This window comes from Trinickia terrae (assembly GCF_005144415.1).
Classification (GTDB): Bacteria; Pseudomonadota; Gammaproteobacteria; order Burkholderiales; family Burkholderiaceae; genus Trinickia_A; species Trinickia_A terrae.
In genome coordinates this window covers 131,144-150,038 of sequence record NZ_SWJE01000009.1, presented here as the reverse complement: position 1 = coordinate 150,038, position 18,895 = coordinate 131,144, and the positions used below count along the sequence as shown (strand labels likewise).

The window sequence follows — 18,895 nt, the reverse complement described above, 5'->3', positions numbered from 1 at the left end:
GCAGGTGCTTCGTCATGCCGCCGCCGCCTGCTTTTCAAACAACTCTCTGAATACCGGATAAATGTCAGCCGCGGTCTCGACTTTCTTCATCGCGAGGTGCGGCTGCGTCCCGGCAAGCTGCGCATATTCAAGCCATAGGTTCTGCTCCTCCGGAGCCACTTGAATATAGGCAAAATAACGGGTCTTCGTCAGGATGTCATCCTGTAGGATCTTGCGGCACTTGGGCGAATCGTCCGTCCAGTTGTCGCCGTCCGAGGCCTGTGCTCCGTAAATATTCCATTCAGTCGGCGAGTAGCGCTCATCCATCACCTTGCGCATCAACTCCAGCGCGCTCGACACCACCGTGCCGCCGCTTTCGGTCGAATGAAAGAACGTGTCTTCGTCGACTTCTTCCGCACGCGTGTGGTGGCGGATGAAGACCACTTCGATCTTTTCGTAGTTCCGTTTCAGGAATAAGTACAACAAGATGAAGAAGCGCTTGGCGAGATCCTTGCGCTGCTCGTCCATCGAGCCCGACACGTCCATCAGGCAGAACATCACCGCCTGGCTCGACGGCTGCGGCTGCTTCACGCGGTTCACGTAGCGCAGGTCGAACGGATCGATGAACGGGATGCGCCAGATGCGCCCGCGCAAATGGTGGATCTCTTCCTCGAGCAGCTTGATCTCTTCGCGCCGGTCGCTCGGATCGTTCTTCATTTCCTCGAGCTGGCGTTCGAGTTCGCGAAGATCGTTGACGAGCGGCGCCCCCAGCGCAATGCGGCGGCCAAGCGCGCTGCGCAGCGAACGCACCACGTCGATGTTGTTCGGCGTGCCCTCGGCGGCCCAGCCCGCGCGGACGCTCTTCCACGTCGGCACAGCGAGCAAATGGGTTTTGACGAGACGCGGCAACTCAAGGTCGTCGAAGAAGTACTGCATGAATTCTTCGCGCGAGAGCTCGAACACGAAATCGTCCTGACCTTCGCCTTCGTTGCTCGCCTGGCTGCCTCCGCCGCCGCTGCCGCCCTGCGGACGAGGAATCTTGTCGCCGCGGACATAGTCGGCGTTGCCGGGATGAACCATTTCGCGCCGCCCGCCCGGGCCATGCCGGAACGACGGCTCCGCAATGTCCTTGCGCGGAATGGTGATGCTTTGCGTGTTTTGGATGTCCTTGATGCTGCGATCACGCACCGCATCCGAAACGGCGCGGCGAATATAGTTCTTCACCCGGCGCAAGAAGCGCTCGCGGTTTGCAATGCTCTTGTTCTTGCCTGCCAGCCTGCGGTCGATGATTTGGTGAAGCACATCCGGTCTCCCGCTTGAAGTTCTCGAACGCGAGACGCGGGCGAAAAGCGCGGACTATCGCTCCGCGCGGCTCACGTCTCGCAAGGGGCTCGCGCGGACGCCCCGCGCGAGCCTTGCACGCTTCGGCTCATGACGACTTCCGAACGCGCAGATACCAGTCGCACAAGAGCCGGACCTGCTTCGGCGTGTAGCCCTTGGTGACCATCCGGTTGACGAAGTCTTCGTGCTTGCGCTGTTCCTCCGCCGATCCTTTCGCATTGAACGAAATGACAGGCAACAGTTCCTCCGTGTTCGAGAACATCTTCTTTTCGATCACGACACGCAGCTTCTCGTAGCTGATCCAAGCCGGATTCTTCCCGCCATTGGCCGCCCGCGCCCTCAGCACGAAATTGACGATCTCGTTGCGGAAGTCCTTCGGGTTGCTGATGCCGGCCGGCTTCTCGATCTTCTCGAGTTCCGCGTTCAACGCGGCGCGATCGAAGCTCTCGCCCGTGTCGTGATCGCGGAACTCCTGATCCTGGATCCAGAAGTCCGCATACGTCACGTAGCGATCGAAGATGTTCTGCCCATACTCGGAATACGACTCCAGATACGCGGTCTGAATCTCCTTGCCGATGAACTCCGCATAGCGCGAAGCGAGCACGTCCTTCACGAAAGACAGGTACTTCTGCTCTGTCTCCGGCGGGAACTGCTCGCGCTCGATCTGCTGTTCGAGCACGTACATCAGGTGCACCGGGTTGGCCGCGACCTCGGTCGAATCGAAGTTGAACACGCGCGACAGGATCTTGAACGCGAAGCGCGTCGATACGCCCGTCATCCCTTCGTCGACGCCCGCGAAATCGCGGTACTCCTGATACGACTTCGCCTTGGGATCGGTGTCCTTCAGGTTCTCGCCGTCGTACACCTGCATCTTCGAGAACAGGCTCGAGTTCTCGGGTTCCTGCAGGCGCGTGAGCACCGAGAATTGCGCCATCATCTTGAGCGTGCCTGGCGCGCAGACCGATTGGCCAAGCGACGAGTTGCGGATGAGCTTCTCGTAGATCTTGATCTCTTCGGAAGAGCGCAGGCAGTACGGCACCTTCACGACGAAGATCCGGTCGAGCAGGGCCTCGTTGTTGCGGTTGTTGCGGAACGCCTTCCACTCCGACTCGTTCGAGTGCGCGAGGATGATGCCGTCGAACGGAATCGCGCCGAAGCCCTCGGTGCCCTTGAAGTTGCCTTCCTGGGTCGCCGTCAGCAGCGGGTGCAGCACCTTGATCGGCGCCTTGAACATTTCGACGAACTCGAGCAAGCCCTGGTTCGCGAGGCACAGGCCGCCGGAGTAGCTGTAGGCGTCGGCGTCGTCCTGTGCGTACTGTTCGAGCTTGCGGATGTCGACCTTGCCCACGAGCGAGGAGATGTCCTGGTTGTTCTCGTCGCCCGGCTCGGTCTTCGCGATGCCGATCTGCCGCAGCACCGAAGGATAGCGGCGCACGACACGGAACTTGCGGATGTCGCCGTTGTATTCGTGCAGCCGCTTGACGGCCCACGGGCTCAAGATGTTCTTCAAATAGCGGCGCGGTATACCGTATTGCTCTTCCAGGATCGGGCCGTCTTCGTCATAGTCGAAGAGCCCCAGAGGCGACTCGTTCACGGGCGAGCCCTTGATCGAGTAGAACGGTACGCGCTCCATCAACTGCTTGAGACGCTCCGCGATTGACGACTTTCCGCCCCCGACAGGCCCGAGCAAATAGAGAATTTGCTTCTTCTCTTCGAGTCCTTGCGCCGCATGCCGGAAGTAGGCGACGACCTGCTCGATCACCTCTTCCATTCCGTAGAACTCACGGAACGCGGGATATACCTTGATGACTTTGTTCGCGAAGATCCTCGACAAGCGAGGGTCGTTGCGAGTGTCGATCTGTTCGGGTTCGCCGATTGCCGTCAGCATGCGTTCGCCAGCTGTAGCGTACGCGGCGGGATTGTCTTTGCAGAGCGCGAGATACTCCTCGAGCGAGAACTCCTCTTCTCGCGTTTTCTCGAAGCGGTTCGCGAAGCTGCTGTAGATATCCATGCTACCTCCTCGCCGAAGTCTGCGATCGATGCCGCGCGCGGCGCGCAAAATCGGAAACGACATCGCTCGAATTCATCCTAATCCCTTTTAAATTTTTTTTCACGAACAACGTTGTGAAAAGCGCTTCACGTCATTCCCGACTTGGAAACGCAGATTCGGTCACCTACAATCTTGTTCCCGAATCTCCAACGCTACAGCTGTTGCTGCCGTTGCCTACGACAAAACGTCTCGTGCGTTAGACGGTGACGCGGTGCAAGAAATTCTCCTGTACGCCAGCGTACTTTCGGCGCACTTCGGGTGCCGCCATACGTCTGCGTTCACACATAATCTCCCTGCTGCCGATGTGCTCTTCATGCCTCACGCGCACATCTTTGCAGCACAGGTTCAGCAAGATGAGTCCGGCTCGCGGGGACGCGCCTCGCCTTACCGACCTATACGCACGACACCCCGTTTCCGATTACACGGTTGGTCGATTCGTTACAGTTTTTTTCGCGCGCCATGCGCGATGACATCGAACGATGCTTGCACGAGCGTCGCTTGCCGGCGCGTGCGCATCGTTCGATACCTCTTTTTCAGTTCGTGGGCGTGAGCGTGAATCGATGCGCATCCAGGCCGGGCAGGAACGCGCTCGCCTCGCCGCGCACCCACGCCATGTGGCCGGCCAGAAAATACGGCGACAGCGGATGTCCCGAAGCGCCGCCGGGCATCTCCAGGGTGCCTTCCTCCTCATGCCCCGGGGAAACCGCGAAGCGCTCCGACGCGCCGAACGACGGGTGCTGCACGCGCGGCATGTCGATGTCGCCGGACATCGCGTCGGCAGGCGCGCCGAGCCAGCCGCGCAACGCCTGCGGCAAGAGCCGCGCGAACGGGTGGTAGAGCGCGAGCCGATTGCGCTCGCCCCAGCGCGCGTCGTCGAGCGTCGCGTGGTGGCGCAGATTGCGCGCGATCGTCGCATCGATGCGATCGAGCACGAACGCGCGCCAGCCCGTGTCGCGCGCCGGCACCCACGCGTGTTGTTGCGCCAGCGCTTCCATCAGCGGCTCGAGCCGCGACGATGCGCGCCCAGCCGTCGGCGCCGCGAGCCACGGCGTCGGCGTCGCTCCAGGCCAGCGTTGCCGCATCCGCGCATCGAGCGGACCGAACCAGGCGTCGTAGAACGATTCGTAGAAATCGCGCACGAGCGTATAGCCTGCGGCGTCGCTGTCCGCGCGTCCGTTCCAGGCGCTCACGATGCGCTTGAACGCCTCGCGCTGCGGATGATCGCGCAGCGCGTCGGCGTCGAGCGTGTCGAGCGCCAGTGCACGCCAATAGCTCACCCATGGCGCGCGGTCGTCGAGCTGGATCGACAGGAGAGCGTGTGCGTCGAAGCGCTCCCGCGCGAACAGGTCGTCGCGGATCTGGGTTGCGCGCGCGCCCATGTCGGCGCCGCCGTCGCCGATCTTGCGCCGGATTTCCGGATCGCCGAACTGGGTATTGTTCGCGGTCCACAAGCGGCCCTGCGGCGGATCGATCAGACGCGGATAGCTCGCGGCGGGCAAGCGCTCGAAACGGGCGGCGGCCGTCGCCTCTTCAGCCGTCGCCGGCAGGCCTTGCGGGTCGAGCGTCGCGGCCGGCAGCGGGCCCGCCAGGGTCCAGCCGATATGGCCGCCGCGATCGGCGGCGACGAGATTCTGCGTGGGCATGCCGCTCGTCTGTCCCACGGCAAGCGCCTGCGGCACATCGTGCGCGTCTTCCATGCGGATCAGGCCAACGTTGACTGCGTCAGGCAAATAGGCGGCCCAGCGCACCGCGTAGGTCCGCGCGGAACCGTCACCGTCCTTGCCGCCACCGGTCTCGAGCATCGGCCCCCAGCGCGTGTCGCGCACCGGCATGCGCACGGCATCCGCGCCCTTGACTGCGATCGTCTCGACATGCTCTTGCGCACGCTCCCAATCGCCGCCCGGCCCGCGATAGCGCAGCGGATCGGCCGGGTCGCGCTCGAGCGGCACGAGGTCGATGAAATGTCCGTAGCTGTTCGTGAAGCCCCACGCCACATCGCCGTTGCTGCCCGCCACCACGAGCGGCGTGCCCGGCAGGCCGACGCCGGACAGGCGCCGTATGCGGGCGCCGTTGCCGGCGCTGCCGTCGGGAAACAGCAGCGTCAGCCGGTACCAGATGTTGGGCAGACGCAGGCCGAGATGCATATCGTTGGCGACGTAGGCGCGTCCCCCCGCTCCATGCGCCGCGTCGACAGCCCAGTTGTTGCTGCCGATCGCCGCAGCCGGCGGCACGAATGCCTCGGCGTGCTCGGACGATGGCGGCGGCAACGGGTCGTCGAGCCAGTCCGGGCGGGTCGGCGGAATGACGAGCGGGCCCGAGACAGTGGGCACGCCGTCGAGTGGCGCATCCCAGCGGCTGCCGGTGGGCGTCAGGAACGCAAACAGATCCGGAGGCACCGCATCGCGCAGCGCGGCGCGCGCGAGGATGCGCGGCACTTCGCCCGCCTGCAGGTCGAGATACATCGCATAGACGACGAGCAGCGTATCGGCGGGCCGCCACGTCTGCGGCGCCACGCGCAGCACCGCGTATTCGAACGGCCGCGCCCGCAGCGCGAGGAGACCGGCGTTGACGCCTTCCGTGTAGCGGCCAAGCATGACGCGCTCGTCCGCGGGCATCGCCGCCACCGCCGCTTCGGCGCGCGCGCGAAAGCGATTCAGACGATTTTGTTCGTCGATCGCGAGCGCGTCGTGGCCGATGAGCGCGGCGAGCTCCCCGGCAGCGACGCGCCGCAATAAATCCATCTGAAAGAAACGATCCTGCGCCTGCGCGAAACCCGTGGCGAACGCAACGTCCGCGCGCGTGGCGCCGCGGATCGTCACGGCCCCCTGCGCGTCGCGCGAAATGTCGACGGGAGCGGAAAGGCCGGCTTCGGGACGCGCGCCGTCGAGCTCGGGCAGGCTTGCGCGCAAGTAGAGCCAGATGCCCGCCGCGCAGAGGAGGATGAGGAGAAGGATCGCTGCGGCGCAGATGCCGGCGATGCGGAGGAAACGGACGATGCGGACGGGACGGCGGGTTTCGGCGCGCAGCAGCATAAGCAGGCATCCCCGGGAAATAGAGTGGCGCAGCGATCAGGCGGCGCTGCGCGCATTCTAACGGGGACTCATGCTACGGCGCCGCCGGTGCGTGGAGGAGCGCTTAAAAGGTCTCCCAGTCGTCGCCGGAGCCGCCGGCCGTCACCGCCGCAGCCTTGGCGGCCTGGGGCGCGGACGCAGCCGGCTTGACAGCGGCCGAGGCTGCGCGCGGCGCTGTCCGTGCCGGCGGCGCGGAGACGGCCGCCGCAGGCGCCATCGGCGCGGCCATCGCCGGCTTCGCGGCGTTGGCCGCGCGCACCGCCGGTTCGACGCGAGCGGCCCGCTTGACGCCTGGCGCCGAGCGCGCGAACGCCGCCGCGCCTGGCCGCGCATGATCGTCCTCGACGCGGAACACGGCCACGGTCGCGCGCAGCTTGCTCGCCTGGTCCTCGAGCGATTGCGCCGCGGCCGCCGCTTCTTCGACGAGCGCCGCGTTCTGCTGCGTCACCTCGTCCATTTGCGTGACAGCGCGCGCCACCTGGTCGATGCCGCTGCTCTGCTCCTCGGAGGCGGCGGCGATCTCGCCCATGATGTCGGTCACGCGCTGCACCGCGCCGATGATCTCCTCCATCGTGCGCCCCGCCTCGTCGACGAGCGACGACCCCGTGCGCACGCGCTCGACCGAGGTATCGATCAGCTCCTTGATCTCCTTGGCCGCCGCCGACGAACGCTGCGCGAGGCTGCGCACTTCGCCCGCGACCACGGCGAAGCCGCGTCCGTCCTCGCCGGCGCGGGCCGCCTCGACCGCCGCGTTGAGCGCGAGGATGTTGGTCTGGAATGCGATGCCCTCGATGATCGCGATGATGTCGGCGATCTTCGCCGAGCTCTGGTTGATGTCGCCCATCGTGCCGACGACCTGCCCGACCACCGCATTGCCCTTGTTGGCGATCTCCGACGCATTCGCCGCGAGCGCGCTCGCCTGCCGCGCGTTCTCCGCGTTCTGTTTCACGGTGCCGGTCAATTGATCCATGCTGGCGGCCGTCTCCTGCAGCGCGGAAGCCTGCTCTTCGGTCCGCGACGAAAGATCGACGTTGCCGGCCGCGATCTGCTTGGTTGCGGACGCAATCGATTCGCTCCCGGCGCGCACCGAACGCACCGTTTCAGTCAGGCTCGTCTGCATCTTCGCGAGCCCTTCGATCAGCATGCCCATCTCGTCGTGCGAGCGCGCAACGATCGGCCGGCGCAGGTCGCCCGCGGCGATCGCCTCGAAATGGCCGAGCGTTTCGTCGAGCGGCCGGGCGATCGCGGCGCGCAGCGCCAGATACGACAGCAGCGCGGCGCCCAGCCCCGCGATCAGCGCAGCGAAGGTGATGAGACGAAAGGTCCCGTATTGCGACTGCGCGTCCTGGTAGCCCGTCTCGGCCTGCTGGAACTGCATGCGGCTCAACGCGTCGTCGGCATTGGCAAGGTCGTTGTAAGCGGGCTGGATGCGGTTCGTCATGTCGACCAGCTTGTCGTGATCGTTGGCCTGGATCACGGGCGCTTCGGCGTCGAGCAGATGATAGAGCGCGTCGCGCTTGGCCGACACGTCCTGCGCGAGCCTGTTCTCTTCCGCGCCGCGCGGCAGGTCGAGGTATTTCTTCCACCACGATTGCGACGTCGTGCGCATGACCTTGGCGCGGTCGAGCGCTGCCGCGGCAGTTGGGGTCCCCGCCTGGAACGCGGCGCGGTCGAGCGCCAGACGTTCGCGGGCCGCAAAAAGCTCGGCGTTGGCGATGTCGACGGCGCTCGGCATCTGGTTTGCGTAGGTGTCCCGATAGGCGTCGTTCGCGCGGCCCATCCCGGACAAGCCCAGAACGCCCAGCGCCAGCAGCAGCGCGGACAGAAACGCCATCGTCAGGCCGATGCGTGCTTTGATCGTGATGCCCTTCATCATGTTGCAGGTCCTCTAGCGCATCGAAGAAAGTGGTGCTGACGCGCGCGCCTGACGGATCGGCGAAATGGGACGCCGCGCTCTAGCTGCGGTTACGGCGAGAGCGCAGAGGAATTGAGTATTTTTTACCGTATGGCGATTGCGGCCGGAGGATTTCCGCAATTTCTACCGAAACGCACGGACAGCCACCCGGGCTAGGCACAGAGCTCGATGCGCGTCGGCTCCGCGAACGCAGCCGTCGATTCGCGCAGCACGAGCCGCGGCGACACCACGCGCCGGCGCGTCGGCCCGTTGCCCGCCGCGCCCGTGATGCGCTCGATCAGCGTGAGCGCCGCGGTCTCGCCGAGCGCGCGCACCGATTGGCCGACCGTCGACAGCGACGGATAGGTATAGGCGCTGAACTCGATATCGTCGAAGCCGATGACCGAGCAGTCCTGCGGCACGCGGATCCCCCGCTCGGCGGCCGCCCGCAGTGCGCCGATGCCCATCATGTCGTTGCACGCGAAAATCGCGCTCGGGCGCACCGTGTCGAACAGCTGGCCTGCCGCCAGATGGCCGCCCGCCCCGGAAAAGTCGCTCTCGACGATCGCGCTCGGCACGATGTCGATGCCGCGTTCGGCCATCGCGCGGATGAAACCGTGCACGCGCATTGCGCTCACGGCCGTTGAAACCGGTCCCGTGATGCAGCCGATTCTGGCGTGGCCGAGTTCGAGCAGATGCCTCGTGGCGAGATAGGCGCCCTTTTCGTGGTCGATCTGCACGAGATCGGCCGCGAGCCCCTCGATATTGCGATCGAGGATCACGAGCGGCTCGCGCGAGTCGGCGAGGCTATCGGCAAGCACGGCGTCATCGCCAGCCGAGGCGATGATCAGCCCGTCGATGCGCTTTTCCTGCAGCACGCGCAAGTAGTTGCGCTGCTTGGCGGGGTCGTCGTCGGAGTTGCAGAAAAACACGCAATAACCCTTGCGCGCGCAACCATCCTCGATGCCGCGCGCGAGCTCGGCGAAGTACGGATTGGTGCTGTTCGGCACGACGAGGCCGATGGTGGCGGTCGCGCGCGCCTTGAGCGAGCGGGCGACCGCCGACGGCACGTAGTTGAGCTGGCTGATCGCCCGCTCGACTTTCGCGCGCACGTCCGCCGACACCGGCCGCGAGTTGTTCACCACATGAGACACCGTAGTGAACGAAACGCCAGCTGCAGCCGCTACATCCTTGATCGTCGCCATAACCCGTTTCTCTCTCGCTTGTTTTTCTCGCCGGCAGGTCAGCCACTCCAGAGCTGCCTTGCGGCACTTCTACACCCGTCTCGTTACATCTCGTCGCGCCGTCGCGCGGCCATGCTGCGTGTCTGGCCTGCGCACCGGAATGGCCCCGTATTCCATCCCGGTATAACGGCATCTTGTATGAACAACTGAACGCCCGAACGGCCAGAAATTTCGCGCCGTCCCGCTCGCCGCTATGCCGAGCGTTTGCGGCGGCTTCGATAGGTATCCAGCACGACCGCCACCACGATCACCGCGCCGGTAATGATCCGCTTGGTCGGCTCGTTCGCGCCGATCTGCGCGAGCCCCGCCGCCAGCACCGAGATGATCAGCACGCCAAAGAACGTGCTGATGACCGAGCCGCGCCCGCCCATCAGGCTCGTGCCGCCGATCACCACCGCCGCGATCACCTGCAGTTCGGCGCCCGCGCCCGCGTTCGGGTCGGCCGCCTCCAGGCGCGAGATCTGGAACAGCGCGGCCAGGCCCGAGAGCGCGCCCATCAGCGCGAACACGACGATCTTGTAAGGCCGCGGATTGACGCCCGCGAGCCGTACGGCCTCCTCGTTGGTCCCGATGCCGACCAGGTAGCGGCCGAACACCGTGCGCGTCAGGACGAGCTGCGCCGCGATCATCACCGCCACCGCGATCAGAAACGCCGGCGAGATGCCGAACGCGATCGGGTTGGACAGGAAATCGAACGCGTCGCCGATGTAGGCCGTGCGCGAGTTGGTCATCTGGTAGGCGAGCCCGCGCGCGGCCTCCAGCACGCCGAGCGACACGATGAACGAGGGAATCCGCCAGCCGACCGTCACCGCGCCCGTCACCGTGCCGGTCAGCGCGGCGGCGGCCAGGCCGAGCAGCGCGGACGGGAACGGCCCCCAGCCCCATTTGAGCGCCGCGACGCTCACCACCGATGCGCCGAGCGCGAGCACCGAGCCCACCGAGAGGTCGATCCCCGCGATGATCAGCACGAAGGTCATGCCGACCGACATCACGACGAGGTCGGGAATCTGGTTGGCGATCGTGCTGAAGGTGTCGTAGGTGAGAAAGTGCGAGCTCAGCACCGAGAAGAGCGCGATCATCGCGGCGAGCGCGCCCGCGAGACCGAGGTAGTTCGAGAAGCCGAGCCGCGTGCCGGCCGGCGCGGCGCGCTCGGCGCCGCCCGTCTCGGCCGCCGCGCGGCTTGCGTCGCCTGCGCCACTTTTCGGCGCCGGTTGGTCCGTCATGTGAGACTCCCTGCTTGATGCGTATCGTGCGCGGCCAGCAACGCGTCGCGGCTGCTGTAACCGGCGAAGGCGGCGGCGAGCAGCGCGTCCTGCGTCCAGTTGTCCCGCGTGAAAATGCCCGTCATCCGTCCCGCCGACATGACGCCGATCCGGTCGCAGATCAGCATCAGCTCGCGCAGGTCGCTCGACACCACGACGAGCGCCCGGCCTTCGCGGGCCAGCGCGCCCATCAGGCCGTAGATGTCGAACTTGGCGCCGACATCGATGCCGCGCGTCGGCTCGTCGAACAGGAGCACCGTGGTCGCGCGGGCCAGCCAGCGCCCGATCACGACCTTCTGCTGATTGCCGCCCGAGAGCTCGCCGACCGGCTGCGCCGGCCCCGCCGCGCGCACGCGCAGCGTGTCGATCTGGGTCTGCGCGAGCGCCGTCTCGCGCCGCGCGTCGACGACGCCGCGCTTGGCGACGCCCCGCAGATTGCCGAGCGAGACGTTCGCCGCGATCGGCTGCGGCAGCAGCAGCCCCTCGCCCTTGCGGTCCTCGGTGATGAGCGCGATGCCGTGCCGCACCGCGTCGGCCGGCGAGGCGATCTTCACGGGCACGGGCGGCCTGCCGACCGACACCGTCCCGCGATCGGCGAGATCGGCACCATAGATGAGCCGCATGAGCTCGGTTCGCCCCGCGCCGATCAGGCCGCTCACGCCGAAGATCTCGCCCTCGCGCACTTCGAGCGACACGTCGCGCACGACCTGGCCGCGGCCAAGCCCGTCGACTTTCAGGAGCGGCGCGCCGATCTTGCGTTCGCCGAGATCGATCCGCTCGCCGATCTCGCGCCCGACCATCAGCGTGACGATGCGCTCGCTCGTCACATTCGCCATCCGGTCCGTGTAAACAAGCCGGCCGTCGCGCAGCACCGCGACGTGATCGGCGATCCGCGCGAGCTCCTCCAGCCGATGCGAGATGTAGACGAGCGCCACGCCGCGATCCTTGAGCCGCTCGATCTGCTCGAACAGCAGGTCGACTTCGCGCGCCGTCAGCATCGCGGTCGGCTCGTCGAGGATCAGCACGCGCGTGTCGCCGATCAGGTTGCGCGCGATCTCGACCATCTGCTGGTGGCCGATGCCGAGCTCGCCGACGAGCGTGTCCGGATCGATCGCGTCGAGCCCGACCTGCGCCATCGCGACGCGCGCGTCTTCGCGCAGGCGCCGCCGGTCGATCCAGCCGAGCGCGGCCGGCCCGCGCCGCGGCAGGTGATTCAGGAACAGGTTCTCGGCGACCGATAGCGTCGGCAAGAGATTCAGCTCCTGCATCACCATCCGCACGCCGAGCGTCTCGGCGGCCGTGCGGCTCGCCGGCGCATAGGGTTCGCCGCCAAGGCGCATCGCGCCCGTGGTCGGCTCGGTCAAGCCGCCGATGATCTTCGACAGCGTGCTCTTGCCCGCGCCGTTCTCGCCCGTCAGCGCCAGCACCTCGCCCGCGAACAGCTCGAGCGCGACGTCGGCGAGCACCGGCTCGGCATAGGTCTTGCCGATACCCGTCACGGACAGCACTGAGGTCACTTCGTCGTGGGTCGAATCCATCTCGAATGGGCAATCCCAATGAGGCCTATCCCGCAATAACGGCAATGGCGCGCGTTTCTTGAGCGTTTGTCGAAGTAGCGCGGCGGCTGGCACGGCGGCCGGGCGTCTCGCGACGCCTGGCCGGTCCATGCATGCCGCCGGACGCCGTTACTTGATGACGAGATCGACCGGCGTCTCCACGACGCCCGACAGCTCCGATTGCTTCTTGTGCTCGGAGATCGCCTTGAGCGCGGTGTCGATGCCGAATACGGCTTGCTTGGCCGCGTACTGATTGGCGGTCGCGAGCACGCGGCCGTCCTTGAGCATGGGCTTGATCGCGTCGATGTCGTCGTAGCCGACCACGTACACCTTGCCTTGCTTGCCGGCCGCGCGCACGGCCGACACTGCGCCGATCGCCATATTGTCGTTGCCGCACAGCAGCGCCTTCAGGTTCGGGTACTCGTTGAGCATCGCGGAGGCAACCGCATTGCCCTTGTCGATCTCCCACTCGCCCGATTGCACCGAATCGATTTTCGCGCCGACCTTCTGCATCGCGTCCTTGAAGCCGGCCGTGCGCTGCTGCGCATTGGTGGTCGTCGACACGCCCTCGAGAATGCCGACCTCGTCGCCCGCCTTGAGCTTTTTCGCGAGGTAGTCGCCAACCTTCTCCGCGCCCTTGCGGTTATCCGGGCCGACGAACGGCACGTTCAGGTCCTTCGACTTGAGCACATCGGGATCGAGCCGGTTGTCGATGTTGACCACGATGATCCCCGCATCGACCGCTTTCTTCACGACCGGCACGAGCGCCTTGGAGTCGGCGGGCGCGAGCACGATCGCATCGACCTTCGAGACGATCATCTGCTCGACGATGCGGATCTGGCTGGCCGTGTCGGTTTCGTCCTTGATGCCGTTCGTGATCAGGTCGAACTGGCCGGCGTTGTGCTTTTGATAGTCCTTCGCGCCGGTTTCCATCGTCAGGAAGAACTCGTTGGCGAGCGATTTCATGACGAGCGCAACCTTGGGCTTCTTCGGCGCCTGGGCGAAGGCCGAAGAAAACGGCAGCGCCGCGCCGGCGGCAAGCACGACGGCGGCGGTCAGCACACGGCGGCGAATACGGTGACTCATGCAAATCTCCTTGGTTATCGGGCTCGGGGAGAGCCGTTTTTGGATGTGCTCGGAATCGCCTATGCTGTACCGTTATTGCAATGCGCGCAAGGATGCGGCCCGTATTTTCGGGTTTGCGAGGGGGAAAAAGCCGGGCGCTCGCGTGCGCCGCAAGTCTTACGGCGCCTCACAAGAAGGAAGGATGCGTGACGGCAGACGGGTCTAGAGCCCCTCGACGGACTGCCCGTCGATCTTGCCGTCGATGATGTCGCGCGCATATTGCACGCCGGTCCTATGCGCGTCGAATTCGCTCGCGAAGGGCTCATGCTCCGGCACGCCGAACATTTCGGATTTGGCGTGCTCGCCAGCGAGCTCACGCGAAATGGTGACGACGATATCGAAGTGCCGCGGCGCGTCGGGCGCTTCGCCGCTTTCCTGCGCGCGCCGCAGCGCCTGGACGGCAATCGCAAAACCTTTGTAGCGCTCCTGCTGAGGGACGGCCGACATCGCGAACTCCCAAACTCGATTTGGCGTGCCTTGCTCGCATGCAAGTCCCGTTCCGCTCGCCTCGGACCATTCCGGCGGCTGCCCCCGCCGCGACAAGACGGCGCGCGCCGCTCGCGCACTCTCAGCTTGTAACCGCCAGGCTCGCCCGCCTCGCAAATTACCGGCAGGCTTGAAGAAATTACGCAGGGCCGGTTGTGGACAGCCGTCTGCATCGGCATGTCTAGCCATGCATCGGCATGCTAGCCATTTTTGGGGCAGCTTTGCCATAATGCGACGGCGCTCAGCCCGCGCAAGCGGCCCAGGGATCGGCCGTGGCGGCCTGCGCGCGATCGCATCGCCTATAACGCCAATCACCCGTTGGGAGTGTGTCAAATGAAGATCCGATCCGCTTTCGCCCTGTCCGCGCTTGCCGCCGTTCTCGCCGGCGCCGCGCTCTGCCCGCCTGCCTTCGCGCAGAACAGCCAGCAATCGAAGATGACGATGTGCAACCAGCAGGCCGGCGACAAGAAAGGCGACGACCGCAAGGCGTTCATGAAGGACTGCCTGTCGAAAAACTCGGCGGCGAGCGCCAAGCCGATGACGCAGCAAGAGAAGATGAGCATGTGCAACAAACAAGCCGGCGACAAGAAGGGCGACGATCGAAAGGCCTTCATGAAGGATTGCCTGAGCAACAAGAGCTGAGGCGCAGCCGTACCGCAGGGCCGGTTCGCGCTGACGGCCGGCCTTCCCTCCCCGATCTCCCGAGCCTTATCCCTTCCTGATGCCGCGCCGCCTTGCGGCCGCAGTCGCCTGAGCCCCTTCGTTCGGCCAGCCCCGCTCGCGCAATCGGCGACACGGCGGTCTGTCATGTTTTCTTCTATGATGGCTGCGAAGACGGCCCGCTCCCTCAATACGACAATGCGCCATCGGGCCGCCGTCTCGTCGTGAATGCGTCAAGCATTGCGGAGGCTGGAATGGCATGGAGACAAAACCGCTGGTTCAGGCGGTGGCTGATCGTGATCGTCTTCTGGCTGGTGCCGGTGATGATCGTCGCGGTGCGCGAAATCCGGGAGGAGATGGCCTATAACAGGGTCGACCTCGACAACGCGCTGACGACCTGGAATTTCACCGACGCGCAACGGGCCGCGGGCGCTCCGGCGCGCTGTCACGGCAAGCCGGACGAAGCGCGTGCGGCCGGCTGCCCGGCCGACGTCCTCGCCGCCAACGCCGCCCGGCAACAAGAGGCCATCGACGAATACGCCATCAGGAAAGCCACGCTTGCCGGTTATCTATGGCACGCGTTCGTCGGCTACTGGGTAGTGCCGGCGGCGTTTCTCTTTGCCGTCGGCCTGGTGATCGCGGGCATCCGCCGCGCCTTGCGGCGGCCGCCGGCCGTGAAGAGTCCGGCGAATCATTGACTTCAGGATTCTTACAATAGTTACACTTCTTCTACGATAGCCGTGCCGATGCGGCGGCACGGCTTCGTTCGAGCCAGGCACGCGTCATGCATGCCGACTCGGTAAACCATCGTTTTCAAAGCATTTCAGGCGGACGAATGTTGCATGAAATGCAACGATTTCAAAGTCGGTCAAAATTACCAAAACAACCATTGACCGCTCGCAAACGCTTGTCTATAAAGGGTTTTCAAGATAGCCTCGAGACCCCTGAACTTGTCTCTGTGTTATAACGCTTCATACAAACCTCTCATTTCGTGAGGCTTTGGACTGAAGATCCTCGACGGAGAAAAAGATGCAAAAACGCAATTTCATGCTGAAGGCAGCAGCCGCGCTCGTCGCCGGCAGCCTCGCACTCACCGGCTGCACGACCACCCCAAACAAGCCGGATACCAGCGCGACGAACGCGTCCAAGCGCCAGTCGATCAACGCGAGCGTGGACGCCACGATGTCGCGCCTCTACGCGACGGTGCCGGGCTCGCGTGAGCTCGTCGGCAAAGCCCGCGGCGTGCTGGTGTTCCCGTCGGTCATTCAGGCTGGCCTGATCGTCGGCGGCCAGTACGGCGAAGGCGCGCTGCGCGTGGGCGGCAGCACGGTCGGCTACTACAGCACGGCTTCCGGCTCGCTCGGCCTGCAAGCCGGCGCGCAGTCGAAGGCGATCGTCTTCCTGTTCATGACGCAGGAAGCCCTCGACAAATTCCGCAGCACGGATGGCTGGTCGGCCGGCGGCGACGCATCGGTCGCGCTCGTGAAGATGGGCGCCAACGGCGCGATCGACACCAACACGGCCACCGCGCCGGTCGAAGTGTTCGTGCTGACGAACGCCGGCCTCATGGGCGACCTGTCGCTGCAAGGCACGAAGGTCTCGCGCCTCGGTATCTAAGCGGCGCGGCGCCGGAACCTGGCCAGGGCAGCCCGGCGCACAGCCCAAAACAGAAACGGCGATGCACTGCGCATCGCCGTTTCCTTTTCCGACAGCCGATTCAGCCGGCTCGTTCAGCTCGACGTCGTATCGATCACCTTGAAGCGCGAGCGTTTTTGCGCGCGGATCACGGCCTGATAGGCCTCCAGGTATTGCTTCGCCATCCGGTGCGAGGTGAAGCGCTCCTCGAAGCGCTGCCGCACGCGCTTGCGCGGCACCAGATGCAGGCGATTCACCGCCGCCACCGCGCTGATCTCGTCTTCGACGATGAAGCCCGAGATGCCCTCGTCGATCACCTCCTGCACCGAGCCGCGATTGAACGCAATGATAGGCGTGCCGCAAGCCATCGCCTCGACCATCACGAGGCCGAACGGCTCCGGCCAGTCGATCGGGAACAGGAGCGCGTGCGCGCCCGACAGGAATTCAGCCTTCTGATGATCGGCGATCTCGCCGACGTATTCGACGTGCGGCAAATCGAAGAGCGGCTTGATGTCGCGTTCGAAATATTCGCGGTCGGCGGCGTCGATCTTCGCCGCGATGCGAATCGGCAGCCCGCATTTCGCCGCGATGCGGATGGCCGTATCGACGCGCTTTTCCGGCGAGATCCGGCCGAGAAACGCGAGGTACTTCTGCTCCACCGGCTGCGGTGTGTACAGGTTCTCGGGCAGGCCGTGGTAGACGGTCGTGAGCCATTTGGCCTGCGGCAGCGGCGCGCGCTGCGAGTCCGAGATCGAGATCACGGGCGCGGTATTGAACGTGTCGAACACCGGCTGCTGCTCGGGCAGGTCGAGGCGGCCGTGCAGCGTGGTGACAAAGGCCGTGTCCTGCCGCTTGAACAGCGAGAACGAGTAATAGTCCATGTGGAAATGCAGCACGTCGAACTCTTCGGCCTGACGCCGCACCATCTCCATCAACAGCATGTGGGGCGCGATCCGGTCGCGAATCGCCGGATCCAGGCGCAGCGCGCGCGGCCATACCGCTTCGAGCTTTGCACTCGTCTGCGAGTCGCCGCTCGCAAACAGTGTCACATCATGGCCGAGATCGACCAGTGCCTCCGTGATATACGACACGACGCGCTCCGTTCCGCCATAAAGCTTCGGGGGCACCGACTCGGTCAGAGGGGCGATCTGCGCAATCTTCATCTTTCTGGCTCTCCTTGGCTGGACGGGCTTGGCCGCCGCAGGCAGCGGCGCTAGTGCGCCGCTCGGTTCCGGGGTGTTGGCGCAGCACCGCGCCGGCTGCTGCTCACCCGCTTTTTCGCGGTTGATATTGGCTCGATTATCGCGGATCGAGCGCGGCAAAACCGGAAGTATTGCACTTCCTCGGTCCTGTTACAGTCGAGAAACATCCGCCGCTCGGCCCGCCGCGCGTGAAGCATGCGCCGCACATGCGCCTCACGCTACCGCGACGGCCACTTCCAGGGCGGCAGATCGAGGTCGTCCGCGCCGGCAATCCGGGTTTCGCCGAGCACCTTTTCCAGCACGATCGATTGGCTGCCGGACTCCCGCTCGAGCGCCGCGATGAGCCGCGACGCGTGCGAGACGACCAGCACCTGCGAGCGCTCCGACGCCGCGCCGATCAGCCGGCCGAGCGCCGGCAGCAAGTCGGGATGCAGGCTCGTTTCCGGCTCGTTGAGCACGACGAGAGCAGGCGGCCTCGGCGTCAGCAGCGCTGCAACGAGCAGCAGGTAGCGCAGCGTGCCGTCCGACAGCTCCGCCGCCTTCAGCGGGCGCAGCAGGCCGTGCTGCCGCATCGTCACTTCGAAGCGCCCGTCGCGGTTCTCGATCGACACGCTGGAGCCGGGGAACGCATCGTCGACGGCTCGCTCGAGCGCGCGCGCATCCCCGATCTCGCGGACGGTCTGCAGCGCCGCCGCGAGGTCCGCGCCATCGTCGGCGAGCCGCGGCGTGTGCGTGCCGATCTGCGGCTGGCGCGCGGGCGCTTCGGCGTCGGTGCGAAAGTGGTCGTAGAAGCGCCACGAGCGGATCTGCTCGCGCAGCGCGATCATTTCCGGCGCGCTTCGCGGATCGGAGAACTCGGTCATCATGCTGTCGAAGCTCGCGACCGGCTGCGGAATCGTCGACCATTCGCCGTCCTCGCCGCGCGCACGCAGCGACACTCCTTGCCGGTCGACAAGCAGCGCCGACGGCCGCAGGAGCGGCCCGCTCCAGATGCACTCGCGCTTGATCTCGGGATCGAGCGAAAACTCGGACGTGCCGTCGGGGAGCGGCAGCCCAAGGTCGATCGCGTAGCCGAACTCGTCGCTGGCAAAGCCGAGCTTGAGGCTCACGGGCTCCTTGCGGGCCGTCCCCTGCACGGGCGCCTCCCCGGCCAGCATCGCGCGCGAAAAGCGCTCGGGGCCGGCCCAGAGCGTCGATTGCAAGCCGCCTTCGCGCGCGAGCGACGGAATCACGCCGCCCTGAGCGGTTTGAGCAAGCAGGCGCAGCGCCCGGTACACGCTCGATTTCCCGCTGCCGTTCGGCCCGGTCACGACGTTCAGGCGAGCCAGCGGCACCAGCAGCTGGCGCAGCGAGCGGTAGTTGGCGATGGCGAGCGTGGTCAGCATCGTGC

Annotated in this window: 14 protein-coding genes; 3 read left to right on the top strand and 11 right to left on the bottom strand. The window is 65.6% G+C overall.

Features of this window, described 5'->3' with window-relative positions; genetic code table 11:
• Positions 1 to 12: 12 nt before the first annotated feature.
• The 9 genes from FAZ69_RS18155 to FAZ69_RS18115 all read right to left on the bottom strand — a co-directional run bounded on the left by FAZ69_RS18155 (position 13) and on the right by FAZ69_RS18115 (position 13,969).
• Complete coding sequence (locus FAZ69_RS18155) at positions 13 to 1,281, bottom strand: YeaH/YhbH family protein (RefSeq protein WP_136896465.1); 1,269 nt, start codon at positions 1,279 to 1,281, stop codon at positions 13 to 15.
• Between the two features lie 127 nt (positions 1,282 to 1,408).
• Positions 1,409 to 3,331: a PrkA family serine protein kinase gene (locus FAZ69_RS18150; RefSeq protein WP_136896464.1), complete on the bottom strand. Its 1,923-nt coding sequence runs from the start codon at positions 3,329 to 3,331 to the stop codon at positions 1,409 to 1,411.
• A 572-nt stretch (positions 3,332 to 3,903) separates the two neighbouring features.
• On the bottom strand, positions 3,904 to 6,402 hold the full coding sequence (locus tag FAZ69_RS18145; RefSeq protein ID WP_136896463.1) for a penicillin acylase family protein: 2,499 nt from the start codon (positions 6,400 to 6,402) through the stop codon (positions 3,904 to 3,906).
• 103 nt (positions 6,403 to 6,505) lie between these two features.
• Positions 6,506 to 8,317 carry a methyl-accepting chemotaxis protein gene (locus tag FAZ69_RS18140; protein WP_136896462.1) on the bottom strand — a complete coding sequence of 604 codons (1,812 nt, stop codon included), beginning with the start codon at positions 8,315 to 8,317 and terminating at the stop codon, positions 6,506 to 6,508.
• A 191-nt stretch (positions 8,318 to 8,508) separates the two neighbouring features.
• Positions 8,509 to 9,540 carry a LacI family DNA-binding transcriptional regulator gene (locus tag FAZ69_RS18135; protein WP_136896461.1) on the bottom strand — a complete coding sequence of 344 codons (1,032 nt, stop codon included), beginning with the start codon at positions 9,538 to 9,540 and terminating at the stop codon, positions 8,509 to 8,511.
• 230 nt (positions 9,541 to 9,770) lie between these two features.
• Positions 9,771 to 10,802, bottom strand: a complete 1,032-nt coding sequence (locus FAZ69_RS18130; RefSeq protein ID WP_136896460.1) for an ABC transporter permease — start codon at positions 10,800 to 10,802, stop codon at positions 9,771 to 9,773.
• Positions 10,799 to 12,379 carry a sugar ABC transporter ATP-binding protein gene (locus FAZ69_RS18125; RefSeq protein ID WP_136896459.1) on the bottom strand — a complete coding sequence of 527 codons (1,581 nt, stop codon included), beginning with the start codon at positions 12,377 to 12,379 and terminating at the stop codon, positions 10,799 to 10,801. The genes FAZ69_RS18130 and FAZ69_RS18125 overlap by 4 nt, the downstream gene beginning before the upstream one ends.
• 147 nt (positions 12,380 to 12,526) lie before the next feature.
• Positions 12,527 to 13,483: a sugar ABC transporter substrate-binding protein gene (locus FAZ69_RS18120; protein ID WP_136896458.1), complete on the bottom strand. Its 957-nt coding sequence runs from the start codon at positions 13,481 to 13,483 to the stop codon at positions 12,527 to 12,529.
• A 201-nt stretch (positions 13,484 to 13,684) separates the two neighbouring features.
• On the bottom strand, positions 13,685 to 13,969 hold the full coding sequence (locus FAZ69_RS18115) for a hypothetical protein (protein ID WP_136896457.1): 285 nt from the start codon (positions 13,967 to 13,969) through the stop codon (positions 13,685 to 13,687).
• A gap of 372 nt (positions 13,970 to 14,341) precedes the next feature.
• Here FAZ69_RS18115 and FAZ69_RS18110 point away from each other — a divergent pair, with 372 nt between their 5' ends.
• From FAZ69_RS18110 to FAZ69_RS18100, 3 genes are all read left to right on the top strand, one after another.
• Positions 14,342 to 14,650: a PsiF family protein gene (locus tag FAZ69_RS18110; RefSeq protein WP_136896456.1), complete on the top strand. Its 309-nt coding sequence runs from the start codon at positions 14,342 to 14,344 to the stop codon at positions 14,648 to 14,650.
• Positions 14,651 to 14,922: 272 nt separating this feature from the next.
• A complete protein-coding gene (locus FAZ69_RS18105; RefSeq protein ID WP_136896455.1) occupies positions 14,923 to 15,366 on the top strand; it encodes a hypothetical protein in 444 nt (147 codons plus the stop codon).
• A 331-nt stretch (positions 15,367 to 15,697) separates the two neighbouring features.
• A complete protein-coding gene (locus FAZ69_RS18100; protein ID WP_136896454.1) occupies positions 15,698 to 16,285 on the top strand; it encodes a BPSL1445 family SYLF domain-containing lipoprotein in 588 nt (195 codons plus the stop codon).
• A gap of 113 nt (positions 16,286 to 16,398) precedes the next feature.
• Here FAZ69_RS18100 and FAZ69_RS18095 read toward each other — a convergent pair whose 3' ends face one another.
• Both FAZ69_RS18095 and FAZ69_RS18090 read right to left on the bottom strand, forming a co-directional pair.
• Positions 16,399 to 17,466 (bottom strand): glycosyltransferase family 4 protein, encoded by a 1,068-nt coding sequence (locus tag FAZ69_RS18095; RefSeq protein ID WP_136896453.1) that lies wholly within the window; start codon positions 17,464 to 17,466, stop codon positions 16,399 to 16,401.
• Positions 17,467 to 17,723: 257 nt separating this feature from the next.
• Positions 17,724 to 18,890 carry an AAA family ATPase gene (locus FAZ69_RS18090; protein ID WP_136896452.1) on the bottom strand — a complete coding sequence of 389 codons (1,167 nt, stop codon included), beginning with the start codon at positions 18,888 to 18,890 and terminating at the stop codon, positions 17,724 to 17,726.
• Between the last annotated feature and the right edge of the window lie 5 nt (positions 18,891 to 18,895).

Excerpts from the sequence above, each read along its gene's own strand:
- FAZ69_RS18150 (WP_136896464.1), bottom strand. The coding sequence starts at position 3,331 with ATGGATATCTACAGCAGCTTCGCGAACCGCTTCGAGAAAACGCGAGAA.
- FAZ69_RS18145 (WP_136896463.1), bottom strand. The coding sequence starts at position 6,402 with ATGCTGCTGCGCGCCGAAACCCGCCGTCCCGTCCGCATCGTCCGTTTC.
- FAZ69_RS18140 (WP_136896462.1), bottom strand. The coding sequence starts at position 8,317 with ATGATGAAGGGCATCACGATCAAAGCACGCATCGGCCTGACGATGGCG.
- FAZ69_RS18135 (WP_136896461.1), bottom strand. The coding sequence starts at position 9,540 with ATGGCGACGATCAAGGATGTAGCGGCTGCAGCTGGCGTTTCGTTCACT.
- FAZ69_RS18130 (WP_136896460.1), bottom strand. The coding sequence starts at position 10,802 with ATGACGGACCAACCGGCGCCGAAAAGTGGCGCAGGCGACGCAAGCCGC.
- FAZ69_RS18125 (WP_136896459.1), bottom strand. The coding sequence starts at position 12,379 with ATGGATTCGACCCACGACGAAGTGACCTCAGTGCTGTCCGTGACGGGT.
- FAZ69_RS18120 (WP_136896458.1), bottom strand. The coding sequence starts at position 13,483 with ATGAGTCACCGTATTCGCCGCCGTGTGCTGACCGCCGCCGTCGTGCTT.
- FAZ69_RS18115 (WP_136896457.1), bottom strand. The coding sequence starts at position 13,969 with ATGTCGGCCGTCCCTCAGCAGGAGCGCTACAAAGGTTTTGCGATTGCC.
- FAZ69_RS18110 (WP_136896456.1), top strand. The coding sequence starts at position 14,342 with ATGAAGATCCGATCCGCTTTCGCCCTGTCCGCGCTTGCCGCCGTTCTC.
- FAZ69_RS18105 (WP_136896455.1), top strand. The coding sequence starts at position 14,923 with ATGGCATGGAGACAAAACCGCTGGTTCAGGCGGTGGCTGATCGTGATC.
- FAZ69_RS18100 (WP_136896454.1), top strand. The coding sequence starts at position 15,698 with ATGCAAAAACGCAATTTCATGCTGAAGGCAGCAGCCGCGCTCGTCGCC.
- FAZ69_RS18095 (WP_136896453.1), bottom strand. The coding sequence starts at position 17,466 with ATGAAGATTGCGCAGATCGCCCCTCTGACCGAGTCGGTGCCCCCGAAG.
- FAZ69_RS18090 (WP_136896452.1), bottom strand. The coding sequence starts at position 18,890 with ATGCTGACCACGCTCGCCATCGCCAACTACCGCTCGCTGCGCCAGCTG.